This is a genomic window from Brevibacterium sp. W7.2 (assembly GCF_018137945.1).
Taxonomy (GTDB): Bacteria; Actinomycetota; Actinomycetes; order Actinomycetales; family Brevibacteriaceae; genus Brevibacterium; species Brevibacterium sanguinis.
Genome location: NZ_CP073089.1, coordinates 3092711 through 3107072, shown reverse-complemented (window position 1 = coordinate 3107072; position 14362 = coordinate 3092711). Strand labels below are relative to the sequence as shown.

General features: G+C 70.0%; 12 protein-coding genes. 8 read left to right on the top strand and 4 right to left on the bottom strand.

Annotation, left to right across the window (positions count from 1 at the left end; genetic code table 11):
* Positions 1 to 83: 83 nt before the first annotated feature.
* Positions 84 to 1469 carry an allantoinase AllB gene (gene allB, locus J9315_RS14035; protein ID WP_211978087.1) on the top strand — a complete coding sequence of 462 codons (1386 nt, stop codon included), beginning with the start codon at positions 84 to 86 and terminating at the stop codon, positions 1467 to 1469.
* Between the two features lie 89 nt (positions 1470 to 1558).
* Here the strand turns inward: allB and J9315_RS14030 are convergent, their stop codons facing one another.
* Positions 1559 to 2026, bottom strand: coding sequence for a peroxiredoxin (locus tag J9315_RS14030; RefSeq protein ID WP_211978086.1), 468 nt, complete (start codon positions 2024 to 2026; stop codon positions 1559 to 1561).
* A 2-nt stretch (positions 2027 to 2028) separates the two neighbouring features.
* Positions 2029 to 3168 (bottom strand): glycerate kinase, encoded by a 1140-nt coding sequence (locus J9315_RS14025; protein WP_211978085.1) that lies wholly within the window; start codon positions 3166 to 3168, stop codon positions 2029 to 2031.
* Positions 3169 to 3368: 200 nt separating this feature from the next.
* Here J9315_RS14025 and uraD point away from each other — a divergent pair, with 200 nt between their 5' ends.
* From uraD to aceE, 4 genes are all read left to right on the top strand, one after another.
* Complete coding sequence (gene uraD / locus J9315_RS14020) at positions 3369 to 3863, top strand: 2-oxo-4-hydroxy-4-carboxy-5-ureidoimidazoline decarboxylase (RefSeq protein ID WP_249120909.1); 495 nt, start codon at positions 3369 to 3371, stop codon at positions 3861 to 3863.
* Entirely contained in the window at positions 3860 to 4183 is a 324-nt protein-coding gene (gene uraH, locus J9315_RS14015; protein WP_198500594.1) for a hydroxyisourate hydrolase, read from the top strand. The genes uraD and uraH overlap by 4 nt, the downstream gene beginning before the upstream one ends.
* 146 nt (positions 4184 to 4329) lie before the next feature.
* Entirely contained in the window at positions 4330 to 5214 is an 885-nt protein-coding gene (pucL, locus tag J9315_RS14010; protein ID WP_211978083.1) for a factor-independent urate hydroxylase, read from the top strand.
* A 112-nt stretch (positions 5215 to 5326) separates the two neighbouring features.
* Positions 5327 to 8092 (top strand): pyruvate dehydrogenase (acetyl-transferring), homodimeric type, encoded by a 2766-nt coding sequence (gene aceE / locus J9315_RS14005; RefSeq protein ID WP_211978082.1) that lies wholly within the window; start codon positions 5327 to 5329, stop codon positions 8090 to 8092.
* A gap of 3 nt (positions 8093 to 8095) precedes the next feature.
* On the opposite strand, the gene J9315_RS14000 is transcribed toward aceE, so the two are convergent.
* On the bottom strand, positions 8096 to 8881 hold the full coding sequence (locus tag J9315_RS14000) for an IclR family transcriptional regulator (RefSeq protein ID WP_211978081.1): 786 nt from the start codon (positions 8879 to 8881) through the stop codon (positions 8096 to 8098).
* 156 nt (positions 8882 to 9037) lie between these two features.
* Between J9315_RS14000 and J9315_RS13995 the strand changes: the two genes are divergently transcribed.
* The 3 genes from J9315_RS13995 (at position 9038) to J9315_RS13985 (ending at position 12664) form a co-directional block, all read left to right on the top strand.
* On the top strand, positions 9038 to 10417 hold the full coding sequence (locus J9315_RS13995) for an NAD-dependent malic enzyme (RefSeq protein ID WP_211978080.1): 1380 nt from the start codon (positions 9038 to 9040) through the stop codon (positions 10415 to 10417).
* Between the two features lie 91 nt (positions 10418 to 10508).
* Positions 10509 to 11858, top strand: a complete 1350-nt coding sequence (locus J9315_RS13990) for an aldolase/citrate lyase family protein (protein WP_211978079.1) — start codon at positions 10509 to 10511, stop codon at positions 11856 to 11858.
* On the top strand, positions 11855 to 12664 hold the full coding sequence (locus J9315_RS13985) for a bifunctional allantoicase/(S)-ureidoglycine aminohydrolase (RefSeq protein WP_211978078.1): 810 nt from the start codon (positions 11855 to 11857) through the stop codon (positions 12662 to 12664). The genes J9315_RS13990 and J9315_RS13985 overlap by 4 nt, the downstream gene beginning before the upstream one ends.
* 106 nt (positions 12665 to 12770) lie before the next feature.
* Here J9315_RS13985 and mqo read toward each other — a convergent pair whose 3' ends face one another.
* Positions 12771 to 14246, bottom strand: a complete 1476-nt coding sequence (mqo, locus tag J9315_RS13980) for a malate dehydrogenase (quinone) (protein ID WP_211978077.1) — start codon at positions 14244 to 14246, stop codon at positions 12771 to 12773.
* Positions 14247 to 14362 lie beyond the last annotated feature (116 nt).

Genomic DNA, 14362 nt, shown 5'->3' with positions numbered 1-14362 from the left:
GGCCCCGTGAGCGGGGCAGCCGACGGTCGGCGGGACACTGAGTCGCCGGGACACTGAGTCGTCGGGACACTGAGGAGGAATCCATGAGCACACCCACCACTGCGACCGATGCCGGGACCGGCACCGAGGCGGTCGATCTCATCATCCGCGCCCGCCGGGCGATCCTGCCCGCAGGCGTCGGACCCGCCGAGGTGGCGGTCAGGGACGGCGTCATCGTCGCGGTCGCCGCCGACGGCGAGGACCTTGCGGCGACCGCCTCGGCGGACACGCGGATCGTCGAGGTCGACGACACCCGCGTGCTCCTGCCCGGGCTCGTCGACACCCACGTCCACGTCAACGACCCCGGCCGCAGCGAGTGGGAGGGATTCGCCTCGGCGACCCGGGCCGCGGCCGCCGGCGGGGTGACGACGATCGTCGACATGCCGCTCAACTCCCTGCCGCCGACCGTCGACGTCGCGGCGCTGGAGACGAAGCGGGCCGTCGCCGGTCCCAAGGCCTTCGTCGACGTCGGCTTCTGGGGTGGGGCGATCCCCGGCAACCGCGACGATCTGCGCCCCCTCCACGACGCCGGAGTCTACGGGTTCAAGTGCTTCCTCGAGGACTCCGGAGTCGAGGAGTTCCCGCCGCTGACGCCTGCGGAGATGACGGCCGACCTCGCCGAGATCGCGAGCTTCGACGGTCTCCTCATCGTCCACGCCGAGGACCACGGAGTCATGGCCACGGCGCCGACGGCGCACGGCCAGAAGTTCGCCGACTTCCTCGCCTCGCGTCCGCGCGAGGCCGAGAACGTCGCGATCGCCCACGTCATCGAGGCGGCGCGGGAGACCGGCGGGCGGGCCCACATCCTCCACCTGTCCTCGGCCGACGCCCTGCCGCAGATCGCCGCGGCGAAGGCCGAGGGGGTGAGGCTCACCGTCGAGACGTGCCCGCACTACCTCGTCCTCACCGCCGAGGAGATCCCCGACGGGGCGACGACCCACAAGTGCTGCCCGCCGATCCGGGAGGAGTCCAACCGCGAGGCGCTGTGGCAGGGACTCATCGACGGGACCATCGACTGCATCGTCTCCGACCACTCGCCGTCGACGGCCGAGCTCAAACTCCTCGACTCCGGTGACTTCGGTGCCGCGTGGGGCGGGATCTCGTCCCTGCAGCTCGGCCTCTCGCTCGTGTGGACGGAGGCGGCGCGGCGCGGCATCGATCTCGCCGAGGTGGTCCGCTGGATGTCCGCGGCCCCGGCCGCCGTCGCCCGTGTCACGGGCAAGGGCGCGATCGCCGTGGGCGGCGACGCCGACTTCGCCGTCTTCGCTCCCGACGAGGAGTGGACGGTGTCGGCGACCGAGCTCTACCACCGCAACCAGATCACCGCGTACGATCAGCGCGTCGTCCGCGGCCGGGTCACCGACACGCTGCTCGGCGGTGCTCCCGTCGACTTCACTGTCCCGCACGGCAGGCTCCTCACCGCTCGCTGAGCGCCGAGCGATCCCGCCTGAACAGCCCTCCGGGCGCTCAGTCACGCGGCTGAGCGCCCGGAGGGCTGTCTCGGGTCAGACGTCTCGGGTCAGACGTCGAGGGTCTCGCGGAGGCGGCGGACGTGGCCGTCGGCGGAGACGTTGTACTCGGCGAGGCTGAGCGCACCCGACTCGTCGACGACGAAGGTCGAGCGCAGCGTGCCCTCGACGGTCCGATCGCCGATGGTCTTCTCCCCGTAGCTGCCGTAGGCCTTCGCGACGGCCGCATCCGGGTCGGAGAGCAGCGGGAAGGTCAGCGATTCGTCTGCGGCGAAGGCCTGGAGCGCCTCGGGGCCGTCGGGGGAGACCCCGAGCACCTCGAAGCCCGCCGCGGTCAGCGACGCGAGGTTGTCGCGGAAGTCGCACGCCTCGGTCGTGCAGCCCGGCGTCGCCGCCTTCGGGTAGAAGTAGAGGATGAAGCGCTTGCCGCTCAGGTCCGCCTTCGAATGGGTCCGTCCGTTCGCATCCTGCAGGGAGAAGTCCGGTGCCTGCTGTCCGACAGTGAGTGTGTTCGCCATGATCAGTGCCCTTTCTGTTGGTGTCCGGCCGCCACGAGCGCACACGCGTGCGCGGCGGTCGCTTCGATGAGCTCCTCGGCGCGTGCCGAGAGTTCGGGGAGGTCCGCCGGTCCGGGCGCGATCGAGAGCGCGGCGGTGATGCCGGCCTCCCGGCACTCGGCGGGGGTGAGTCCGACGCGTCCGGCGACGACGATGATGCTCGCCGAGGCAGGGCTGTGGTCCCGCACGGCCGCGACGACCTTGCCCCCGAGAGACTGGGAGTCGAACGATCCCTCGCCGGTGAGGACGAGGTCGGCGCCGGCGAGGGCCTCGGTGAGCCCGACCGCCTCGGCGACCATGCGCGAGCCCGGGACGACCTCGGCGCCGAGGAGCGCGGTGAGCGCCAGCGGGATCCCCCCGGCCGCCCCGAACCCGGGGGTCGCGGCATGCTCGCTGCCGAGCACCTCGGCGAAATGGGCGAGGTTGTCATCGAGGCGCGTCACGGTCGCGGCGTCGGCGCCCTTCTGCGGGCCGAAGACGGCCGCTGCCCCGCGCGGGCCGGTGAGCGGATTGTCGACGTCGACGGCGATGCGCCACGACACGGTGCGGGCGCGCGGGTCGAGACCGGAGGCGTCGACGGCGGCGAGTCCGGAGAGTCCGCCGCCGCCGGGGGCGATCGGCTCCCCGGCGGAGTCGGTGAGGGCGGCGCCGAGGGCCGCGACGATCCCGGCGCCGCCGTCGGTGCTCGCCGAGCCGCCGATGCACAGGAGGATCTCGTCGACGCCGTCGTTAAGCACCTGGGCGGCGATGAGGCCGACGCCGTACGTGCCGGCGCGTTCGGGGTCGAGGGGGACGTCGGAGACCTGGGGGAGGCCGTTGGCCTGGGCGGCTTCGATGACCGCGGTCCTGCCATCGGCGGAGAGCCCGTAGCGGGCGGTCGTCGGACGGCCGAGGGCGTCGACGACGTCGACGGTGCGCGCCGGCGTTCCCCACACCGCGAGGAGGGCCTCGAGGGTGCCCTCGCCGCCGTCGGCGAAGGGCAGCTCGGTGATCGTCGCGGCCGGGAAGGCCTGCCGGGCCCCGCGCGCGAGCGCCGCCGCGGCCGCGGGTGCGCCGGCGGAGCCCTTGAAGGAATCGGGGGCGCAGACGATCGTCGGAGTCATAGCCACATTCAACCTCACCGATTCTCTCGACACCACTGTCGATGGCACCGCGATCGGCGCCGTCGCTGTTCATGATACGGAAGAAACTTTCCGAAATCGACTGCGCGGTGCGGAAAAAGGATTTGACATCCCGGCGAGAGGCAGGCCACACTCGTGGAAACGAATGGAAGAGAACTTCCGAGATGCGAAACGAGGTCGATGTGGACCTGATCGAATTCGATCGGCTGCCGGCGGGCGAGGCCCGCGACGTGGTGCGCCCGTGCCTCGACGTCGACCGCTGGATCGACACCGTCGTCGCCGGTCGCCCCTTCGAGTCGGTCGCGGCGGCCGCCGAGTTCGCCCGCACCGCCGCCTCGCCCCTGCAGCCGCAGGAGATCGAGGCCGCGCTGGCCCATCATCCCCGGATCGGGGAGAAGGCCGAAGGCGACTCCGCCGAGGCGGCCCATTCCTCCCGTGAGCAGGCGGGCCTCGGCGCGCTCGAGACCGACGTCGAAGAGCGTCTGCGCGCCGGCAACGCCGCGTACGAGGAGCGCTTCGACCGGGTCTTCCTCATCCGCGCCGCGGGCCGCACGCCTGCGGAGATCCTCTCCGAACTCGACCGCCGGATGGCCAATTCCGATGACGAGGAGATCGCCGAGGTGGGCGCTCAGCTCATCGAGATCGCCGTCATCCGACTGGAAGGAATCCTCTCGTGAGCTTCATCTCCGCCCACGCCCTCGACTCGACCGCCGGCACCCCCGCCGCCGACCTCGCCGTGACGCTGCTCAGCGGTGAGGAGACGCTCGCGCAGGCGCGCACGGACGCCGGCGGGCGGGTCTCCGAACTCGGCCCCGAGACCCTCGATCCCGGCACGTACCGGATCGTCTTCGGCACCGGCGAGTACTTCACCGCCCGCGGCCAGGACCACTTCCACCCGCAGGTGACGATCGACTTCACCGTCGCCCCGGGCGAGACCCACTACCACATCCCGCTTCTGCTCAGCCCCTTCGCCTACAGCACGTATCGGGGCAGCTGAGGCCCGCACATCGTCATCAGGGGAAGCAGGCCCCCTGCAGGATCTCCATCCTCAACAAACCGCCGAAGCCGACCGGGAGACAACCGGCGGCCTCGTCAGATATCCGGGCTGTCGCGCACGCGCGGCGGCACTACGAGGAGTACGCAATGAGCACTGTGAAACTGACGACGAACCAGTACGGCAAGGCGGAGAACCGACTCATGCGGGTCTACCGCGACTCGGACCGCCATGAGATCCGCGACCTCAATGTCACCTCCCAGCTGTGGGGCGACTTCGAGACCGCGCACACCGAGGGCGACAACGAGCACGTCGTCGCCACCGACACCCAGAAGAACACGATCTTCGCGAAGGCCAAGGAGCTCGGCGTGTCCTCGCCCGAGCAGTTCCTCCTCGGGCTCGCCGACCACTTCACCGGCAGCTTCGACTGGGTGAGCGGCGGACGCTGGGAGGCCGAGGAGTTCGGCTGGGACCGCATCAACGACCACGACCACTCGTTCTACCGGGCGGCCCCGGAGATCCGCACGGTCGTGCTCACCCGCGACGGCGACACGGACACGCTGATCTCCGGCTTCCGCGACCTCACGGTGCTCAAGACGACGGAGTCGGGCTTCGTCGGCTACCCGAAGGACAAGTACACGTCCCTGCCGGAGACCGAGGACCGGATCCTGGCGACCGACATCGCCACCCGGTGGATCTACAACACCACGGACCTCGACTTCGACCAGACGTATGAGAAGGTCAAGGGCATCATCCTCGAGGCGTTCACCGACCACTACTCGAAGGCCCTCCAGCAGACCCTCTACATGATGGGCGAGAGGGTCATCAGCGAGGTCCCGGAGATCGACGAGATCCGCTTCTCGTGCCCGAACAAGCACCACTTCCTCTACGACATCGAGCGCTTCGGCCTCGAGAACCCGAACGAGGTCTTCATCGTCGCCGACCGTCCCTACGGCCTCATCGAGGCGACCTTCACCCGTGACGGGGTGGAGGAGTCGAAGAGCGCCTGGACGAACATCGCCGGGTTCTGCTGACCCGTTCCCATCACCGCCGAGGCGGGACGGCCGAACCTGCGCCGTCCCGCCTCGGTGCCGCACCCTTCGGACCCGCCCCTTTACGCGGTGGGCCACTGAGAGGCAAACCCCTATGACCGCACTGTCATCACGCCCTGATGCCGCCCTGTCCACGAGTCCCGCCGACGAGGAGGTCGACGAATGGCTCGAGTCCTGGGAGGGACTCGTCGCCGCCCGCGGCACCGCGCGGGCCGGAGAGATCATGGAGGCGCTGCGCCGCCGCGCGGCGACGAACTCCGTGGCCGCGCCCAAGGTCACGACGACCGACTACGTCAACACGATTCCCGCCGACCAGGAGCCGGCCTACCCCGGTGACGAGAGGCTCGAGCGCCGCTACCGGAAGTGGCTGCGCTGGAACGCCGCGATGCTCGTCCACCGCGCGCAGCGCCCCGACGTCTCCGTCGGCGGCCACATCTCGACGTATGCCGGGGCCGCGACCCTCTACGAGATCGGGCTCAACAACTTCTTCCGCGGCCAGGACCATCCCGGCGGCGGCGACCAGGTCTTCTTCCAGGGCCACGCATCCCCGGGGATGTACTCCCGGGCGTTCCTCGAGGGCAGGCTCACGGAGGCCCAGCTCGACGGCTTCCGACAGGAGGCGTCCCGGGCTCCGAACGGCCTGAGCTCGTATCCGCATCCGCGGCTCATGCCCGAGTTCTGGCAGTTCCCGACCGTGTCGATGGGCCTCGGCCCGATCAACGCGATCTACCAGGCGCAGATGAACCGCTACCTCCACCACCGGGGCATCGCCGACACGAGCGACCAGCGGGTGTGGGCCTTCCTCGGCGACGGGGAGATGGACGAGCCCGAATCGCGCGGGGCCCTCCAGCTCGCGGCGAACGAGGGGCTCGACAACCTCACCTTCGTCGTCAACTGCAACCTCCAGCGCCTCGACGGGCCGGTGCGCGGCAACGGCAAGATCGTCCAGGAGCTCGAGGCGACCTTCACCGGGGCCGGCTGGGACGTCATCAAGGTCCTCTGGGGCCGCGAATGGGACGAGCTGCTCGCCGCCGATCGCACGGGAGAGCTCGTGCGCATCATGAACGAGACCCTCGACGGGGACTACCAGACGTTCAAGGCCGAGTCCGGCGGGTTCATCCGCGACAACTTCTTCGGCCGCTCACCGGTGACGAAGAGCCTCGTCGAGCACCTGAGCGACGACGACATCTGGAACCTCAAGCGCGGCGGCCACGACTACCAGAAGGTCTACGCCGCCTACGATCGGGCAGTCGCGGTGACCGGCAGGCCGACGGTCATCCTCGTCCAGACGGTCAAGGGCTACGGGCTGGGCACGAGCTTCGAGTCGCGCAATGCCACGCACCAGATGAAGAAGTTCACCGCCGCCGACATCAAGGTCTTCCGCGACCGGATGGACATCCCGATCAGCGACAAGGTCATCGACGACGATCCCTGCGCCGTGCCCTACTATCATCCGGGCGCGGGCGACGAGGCGATCGAGTACCTTCTCGAGAAGCGGCGGAGCCTCGGCGGCTTCGTCCCCGAACGGCGGCGCTCCCGCTCGCAGATCGCCCTGCCCGCGGTCAGCGACAAGGCGTTCGCGCAGGCTAAGAAGGGCTCGGGCCACCAGCAGGCGGCGACGACGATGGCCTTCGTCCGCCTCCTCAAGGACCTCATGCGCGAGAAGGGCGTCGGCGAGCGGATCGTGCCGATCATCCCCGACGAGGCCCGCACCTTCGGCATCGACGCGTTCTTCCCGACGGCGAAGATCTACAACCCCAACGGCCAGAACTACCTCGCCGTCGACCGGGAGCTCTTCCTCTCCTACAAGGAGGCCCCGACCGGGCAGCTCCTCCACGTCGGCATCAACGAGGCGGGGGCGGCGGCCGGGTTCACCGCGGCGGGCACCGCGTATTCGACGCATGGGCAGCCGATGATCCCGATCTACGTCTTCTACTCGATGTTCGGCTTCCAGCGCACCGGCGACGCGTTCTGGGCGGCGGCGGACCAGATGACCCGCGGGTTCATCATCGGCGCGACCGCGGGGCGGACGACCCTGACCGGGGAGGGGCTCCAGCACGCCGACGGGCACTCGCCGGTGCTCGCGGCGACGAACCCGGCGCTGCGGATCTACGATCCCGCGTACGGCTACGAGATCGCCCACATCGTCCGCGACGGCCTCCACCGGATGTACGGCGAGCACGACCTCGGCGACGACGAGCGCAACGTCATGTACTACCTCACCGTCTACAACGAGCCGATGCTCCAGCCGGCCGAGCCCGAAGGCGTCGACGTCGAGGGGATCCTCGCCGGCATCCACCGCATCGCCGAGGCGGGGGCCGGTGAGCCGTCCGACGCCGACACTGGGCGGCCGCAGGCTCAGCTGCTCGCCTCGGGCGTGGCCGTGCCGTGGGCGCTCGAGGCCCGCGAGCTGCTCGCCGCCGACTGGGGCGTCGACGCGGCCGTGTGGTCGGTGACGTCGTGGGCGCAGCTGCGCCGTGAGGCGCTCGACTGCGAGGCGCAGCGTCTCGTCGACGTCGCGGCGGAGCCGCGCGTGCCGTATGTGCGCCGGCGCCTCGGGTCGGAGCCGGGGCCGATCATCGCGACGAGCGACTTCGATTCGACCCAGCCCGATCTCCTCCGGCCGTTCCTCACCCAGGACTTCGCGACGCTCGGCGCCGACGGCTTCGGCTTCTCCGACACCCGGGCCGCGGCGCGCAGGCACTTCAGGATCGACGCGCACTCGATGGTCGTGCGCACCCTGCAGCTCCTCGCCGACCGCGGCGAGGTCGACCGGGGAGCACCGGTCGAGGCCGCGGCGAAGTACCGCCTCAGCGAGGTCACAGCGGGCACCTCGGGCACCGCCGGCGGGGACTCCTGAGGCTCAGGCCCCGGGCTGCATGTCCGCGGCGATCTGCTCGGCGACCGAGCGCAGGAGCGGGATCGCGCGGGCGGCGAAGTCGTCGTCGACGCGGCTGATCGGACCGGACACGGAGATCGCGAGCGGCGAGGGGGCGCCGGGCACCGACATCGCGAAGCAGCGGACGCCGAGCTCCTGCTCCTGCTCGTCGATCGAGTACCCGCGCTCCCGGATCCGGTCGAGTTCGGCCTCGAGCTCCTCCAGGGTGCCGATGCTGTGCTCGGTCGGCGTCGGCATCCCGGCGGTCGCGACGATGCTGCGGACCTGCGCGGGGTCGAGCTGCGCGAGGATCGCCTTGCCGACTCCTGTGTCGTGCATGTGCGTGCGGCGGCCCACCTCGGTGAACATCCGCATCTGCCGCTCCGAGGCGACCTGATCGACGTAGACGACCATGTCGCCGTCGAGGGTCGCGACGTTCGCCGACTCCCCGAGTTCGGCGACGAGGGTGCGCAGGTGGGGGCGGGCGATCGCGCCGAGCTGCGCGCCGGCGAGGTTGCCGAGGCGGACGAGTCCGGGGCCGAGCGCGTACCCGCGGTTGGGCAGCTGCCGGACGATGCCGAGGCTGACGAGCGTGCCGAGCAGACGGTGGATCGTCGGCAGCGGCAGGTTGACGTCGGCGGCGATGTGGCTGAGCGTCGCCGAGCCGGCGGAGTTCGCGATGCACTCGAGGAGGCCGAATGCGCGTTCGACGGATTGGACTCCGCCCTTGGTCTGGCGGACCGCAGGGGTCTCGGCGTCGTTCGTGGTCATCCGTTGTCCTCTTCCTTGAAGTGGGCGACACTTCCGCACAGTCTAGCGTCGAATGGAAGAAAGTTTCCGTTCGCCGCCGCCGCCCGCTAGATATTCCGCAATACAGAAGCTAACATCCATAATACGGAAATGATTCCATCAGAGAGGATGACAGTCATGGCTGTTCCCAGTCCCGGATACTCCATCACCCTGCGCGTCGCCACCGCCGTCGGCCAGTCGTCGACGTCCGACCTCGTCGCGGCCGCGGCGAAGACGGGAGCCGGCATCACCGCGCTCGACGTCGTCGAATCCACCCCCGACACCGTCGTCATCGACGTCAGCGCCGACACCCGCGACGTCCCCCACGCCGAGGAGGTCGCGAGCGAACTCGGGTCCCTGCCCGGCGTCGACGTCAGGAAGGTCTCCGACCGCACCTTCCTCCTCCACCTCGGCGGGAAGCTCGAATCGACCCCGAAGGTCCCGCTGCGCAACCGCGACGACCTCTCCCGCGCCTACACCCCCGGGGTCGCCCGCGTGTGCAAGGCGATCGCGGAGAACAAGGACGACGCGAGGCGCCTGACGATCAAGCGCAACACCGTCGCCGTCGTCACCGACGGCACGGCCGTCCTCGGCCTCGGCGACATCGGCCCCGAGGCCGCGATGCCGGTCATGGAGGGCAAAGCCGTGCTCTTCAAGCAGTTCGCCGGGGTTGACGCGTGGCCGGTCGCCCTCGACACGAAGGACACCGAGGAGATCATCGCGATCTGCAAGGCGATCGCCCCGGCCTACGGGGGGATCAACCTCGAGGACATCTCCGCGCCCCGCTGCTTCGAGATCGAACGGCGCCTGCGCGAGGAACTCGACATCCCCGTCTTCCACGACGACCAGCACGGCACGGGCATCGTCACGCTCGCGGCGCTGAAGAACGCGCTCACCGTCGTCGGCAAGGACATCGGCGACGTCCGCATCGTCGTCTCCGGCGTCGGCGCCGCCGGCCACGCCATCATCCGCCTCCTCCAGGTCGCCGGCGCCCGGACGATCATCGCGTGCGGACGCGACGGGGCGATCGGCCCGAACTCGACGGTCGACACCGAGCACAAGCGGTGGCTGCAGGAGAACACCAACCCCGAGGGGTTCACCGGAACGCTCAAGGAGGCGGTCGTCGGCGCGGACGTCTTCATCGGCGTCTCCGCCCCGAACATCCTCGACGGCGCCGACATCGCGGCGATGAACGAGGGCGCCCTCGTCTTCGCGATGGCCAACCCCGATCCGGAGGTCGACCCCGCCGAGGCGCTCAAGCACGCCGCGGTCGTCGCCACCGGGCGCAGCGACTACCCCAACCAGATCAACAACGTCCTCGCGTTCCCCGGCATCTTCCGCGGCCTCCTCGACGCCGAGGCCACCGATGTCGACGAGAACATCATGGTCGCCGCCGCCGACGCGATCGCCTCGTGCATCGCACCCGAGGACCTCCACCCCGGCTACGTCATCCCCTCCGTCTTCGACCCGGAGGTCGCGAGCAGGGTCGCCGAGGCGGTCGCCTCGGTGTCGAAGTGAGCGGGAGGGCGCAGAGATCAGACATGAGCGACAATGGGGTGGTCCCGGCATCGTGGCCGGGCTCGCACCGACAGACAGGGAAAGAGGAACAGTGAAGCAATCCACGCTCGATGACATCGATGCTCTCCTCACGGACACCGACGAGGTGCTGAGCACGCGTTATCCGGGCGATCGGGACGTCCGCCAGCCCATCCACACGGTCTACGTCCCAGGTCACCAGGTCACCCCGACGCTGCCGCGGGAGTGGAGTGAGCAGGCGCTGGCGGCCGTCGAGGCCGGCGGCGGCATGGTCCAATTGGCCGAACGCGTCATCGTCGCCTCCCGCAAGGAGATGGGGGAGAGCTTCGGGGCCGTCCCGCCGAGCCTCCACCAGGTCGCCCGGGAGGCCGAGCAGCTCGCCGAGGCGGTGACGACGAAGCTTGCGACCGAGCCGATCGAGGATCTGCGCATCGACTTCGAGGACGGCTTCGGCAGCCAGGGCGACGCCGCCGAGGACGCGGCCGTCATCGCCGCCGCGCGCACCGCGGTGGCCGGTCGCGCCGAGGCCGGGGCGCCGGCCTTCGTCGGCATCCGGTTCAAATCGCTCGAGGCAGCGACCCGGGCGCGCGGACTGCGCACGCTCGACCTCTTCGTCACCGAGGTGCTCGCCGCGAACGGGGGAGCGCTGCCGACCGGGCTCGTGCTCACCCTGCCGAAGGTGAGCACCGTCGACCAGGTCAGCGCCATGGTGCTCGCGGTGCGCAGCCTCGAGGAGGAGCACGGCCTGCCCGCCGGATCGATCACCTTCGAGGTCCAGGTCGAGACCCCGCAGATCGTCCTCGGCGCCGACGGCACGGTGCCGCTGACCCGGACGCTCGACGCCGGGCAGGGCCGGATCACCTCCCTCCACTACGGGACGTACGACTACTCGGCGTCGCTCGGCATCGCCGCAGCCTACCAGTCGATGGAGCACCCGGTCGCGGACTTCGCGAAGAACCAGATGCTCCTCGCCGTCGCCGGGACCGGGGTCCACCTCTCCGACGGGTCGACGAACATCCTCCCGGTCGGCGACCCCGAGGCGATGCACCAGGCGTGGAGCCTCCACGCCCGCCTCGTCCGCCGCCACCTGCGCCGCGGCATCTACCAGGGCTGGGACATGCACCCGCACCAGCTGCCGACCCGGTTCCTCGCGACCTTCCGGTTCTACCGGGAGGGCCTCGAACTCGCCGCCGCCCGCCTGCGCAACTACGTCCACGCGACGGATTCGGCGGTCCTCGACGAACCCGCGACGGCGAAGGCGCTCGCCCGCTACCTCAGCCGCGGCCTCACCTGCGGCGCCCACACCCCCGACGACATCGCCGAGCGCACCGATCTGTCGGCCGGCGACCTCGAGCTGCTGGCCCGGACGGGAACGCTGACCGGTGAGCCGCTGTCCACGACGACGAAGGAGACGCACGCATGACCACCTACTGGGCCCCGACCGGGGGACACCCGCCGCAGACCGATCTGCTCACCGACCGGGCGATCGTCACCGAGGCCTACACCGTCATCCCGCGCGGCGTCCTGCGCGACATCGTCACCTCGGCGCTGCCGGAGTGGACGGACACGCGCTCATGGGTGCTCTCGAAGCCGGTGGCCGGGGGTGCGGTGACGTTCTCGCAGACGATCCTCGAGGTCGCTCCCGGCGGCGGGTCGGAGGCCCCGGAGCCGCAGCCCGAGGTTGAGGGCTTCCTCTTCCTCATGGCCGGCGAGCTCACCGTCACCCACGAGGGCACCGAGCACGTGCTCACCCCCGGCGGGTTCGCGTACCTGCCGGCCGCCTCGGCGTGGAGTGCGCGCTCGACCGGCACCGAGGCGGCCCGCTTCCACTGGGTGCGCAAGCGCTACCAGCCGGTTGCGGGGCTGACCCCGGAGGCGGCCTTCGGCAACGAGGCCGACGTCGAGCCCGCGGCGATGCCGGGCACCGACAACCGGTGGCGGACGACGCGGCCGCTCGATCCGGCGAACCTCGCCTACGACATGCACGTCAACATCGTGACGTTCGAACCCGGCGCGGTCATCCCGTTCGCGGAGACGCACGAGATGGAGCACGGGCTCTACGTCCTCGAGGGCAAGGCCGTCTACCGCCTCAACGGCGACTGGGTCGAGGTCCAGGAGGGCGACTTCATCTCGATGCGCGCGTTCTGCCCCCAGGCCTGCTACGCCGGTGGTCCCGGACCCTTCCGCTACCTGCTCTACAAGGACGTCAACCGGCAGGTCGAGCTGTAGGGCTCTCGGACTCACAGACGACTGCCGCCCTGCGGCTCGGACGAGCGGCAGGGCGGCAGAGGAGCTGCGCAGAGGAGCTGCAGAGTCTCCGATGAGGCGCAGGGCCTCAGATGAGCTGCAGGGTGCGGGCGGTGTACTCGGAGAGCTCGGTGAGCAGGGTCTCGTCGTCGGCGAGGTCACGGCCGAGCGAGGGCACCATGTCCTTGAGCGCCGGCTCCCAGCCGTCGTACTGACGCGGGAAGCACGTCTTGAGCAGACCGAGCATGATCGCCACGGCCGTCGACGCTCCGGGAGAGGCGCCGAGGAGGGCGGCGATCGAGCCGTCGGCCGAGGACACGAGCTCCGTGCCGAAGCCGAGGACGCCGCCCTTGCCCGGGACGTTCTTCATCACCTGGACGCGCTGACCGGCCTGGATGAACTCCCAGTCCGAGGGGTCGATGGAGGGGATGAACTCGTTCATCGACTCGAAGCGGGCCTTCTTCGAGGACGCGAGCTCCGAGAGGAGGTAGGTGACGAGGTCGGTGTTGTCCTTCGCGACGCCGAGCATCGTGCCGAGGTTGTTGCCGCGCACGGAGAACGGCAGGTCGGTGAAGCGGCCCTGCTTGAGGAACTTCGGGGAGAACCCGGCGTAGGGGCCGAAGAGCAGGTACTCATCGCCGTCGACGACGCGGGTGTCGAGGTGGGGCACCGACATCGCCGGGGCGCCGAAGGACGCCTGGCCGTAGACCTTCGCCTGGTGGCGGGCGACGAGGTCGGGGTTGGCGGTGCGGAGGAAGATGCCGGAGACGGGGAAGCCGCCGTAGCCGCGACCCTCGGGGATGCCGGACTTCTGGAGCAGCGGGAGGGCGCCGCCGCCGGCGCCGATGAAGACGAACTTCGCCCCGATCCTGTGGGTCTCCCGCGAGAGGAGGTCGCGCACGGTGACGGTCCAGCCGTCGGAGGAGCGGTCGAGGTCGGTGACCTGGTGGCTCGTGCGGATCGTCGCGCCCTTGTCGGCCATGTAGCGCAGCAGCTGGCGGGAGAGCGATCCGAAGTCGACGTCGGTGCCGATCTGGGTGCGGGAGATGCCGTTGACCTGCCCGGGGCCGCGGCCGTCGAACATCAGCGGCAGCCATTCGGCCTGCGTGGCCGGGTCGTCGGTGAACTCCATCTCGGCGAACAGCGGGTTGCGCACCATCTGCTCACGACGGTTCTTGATGTAGTCCCGTCCCTTCTCACCGCGTCCGTAGCTGATGTGCGGGACCTGGTTGATGAAGTTCTTCGGTTCGGGCAGGACGCCGTTGTCGACGAGGTGCGACCAGTACTGGCGTGAGTGGTGGAACTGCTCGTTGATCTGCGCGGCCTTCGTCAGGTCGATGTGGCCGTTCGCGTCCTCGGGGGTGTAGTTGAGTTCGCAGAGAGCGGCGTGGCCGGTGCCGGCGTTGTTCCACGGGTCGGAGCTCTCCTTCGCGACATAGTCGAGCTTCTCGTAGACCCGGATGTCCCATTCGGGCTGGAGTTCGGTCAGCATCGCGCCGAGGGTGGCGCTCATGATGCCGCTGCCGATGAGGACAACGTCGACCTTTTCCTGCGTTGAGGGCATTTCCACTCGCAATCTTCGTCAGAGGCGTGAAGTATCGACCTTCAGACTACTCCGAGCACAGGTTCAACCCGAAGTCGGGGGACGCGCGCACCGGTGTCAGGAGACGAGGATCACTC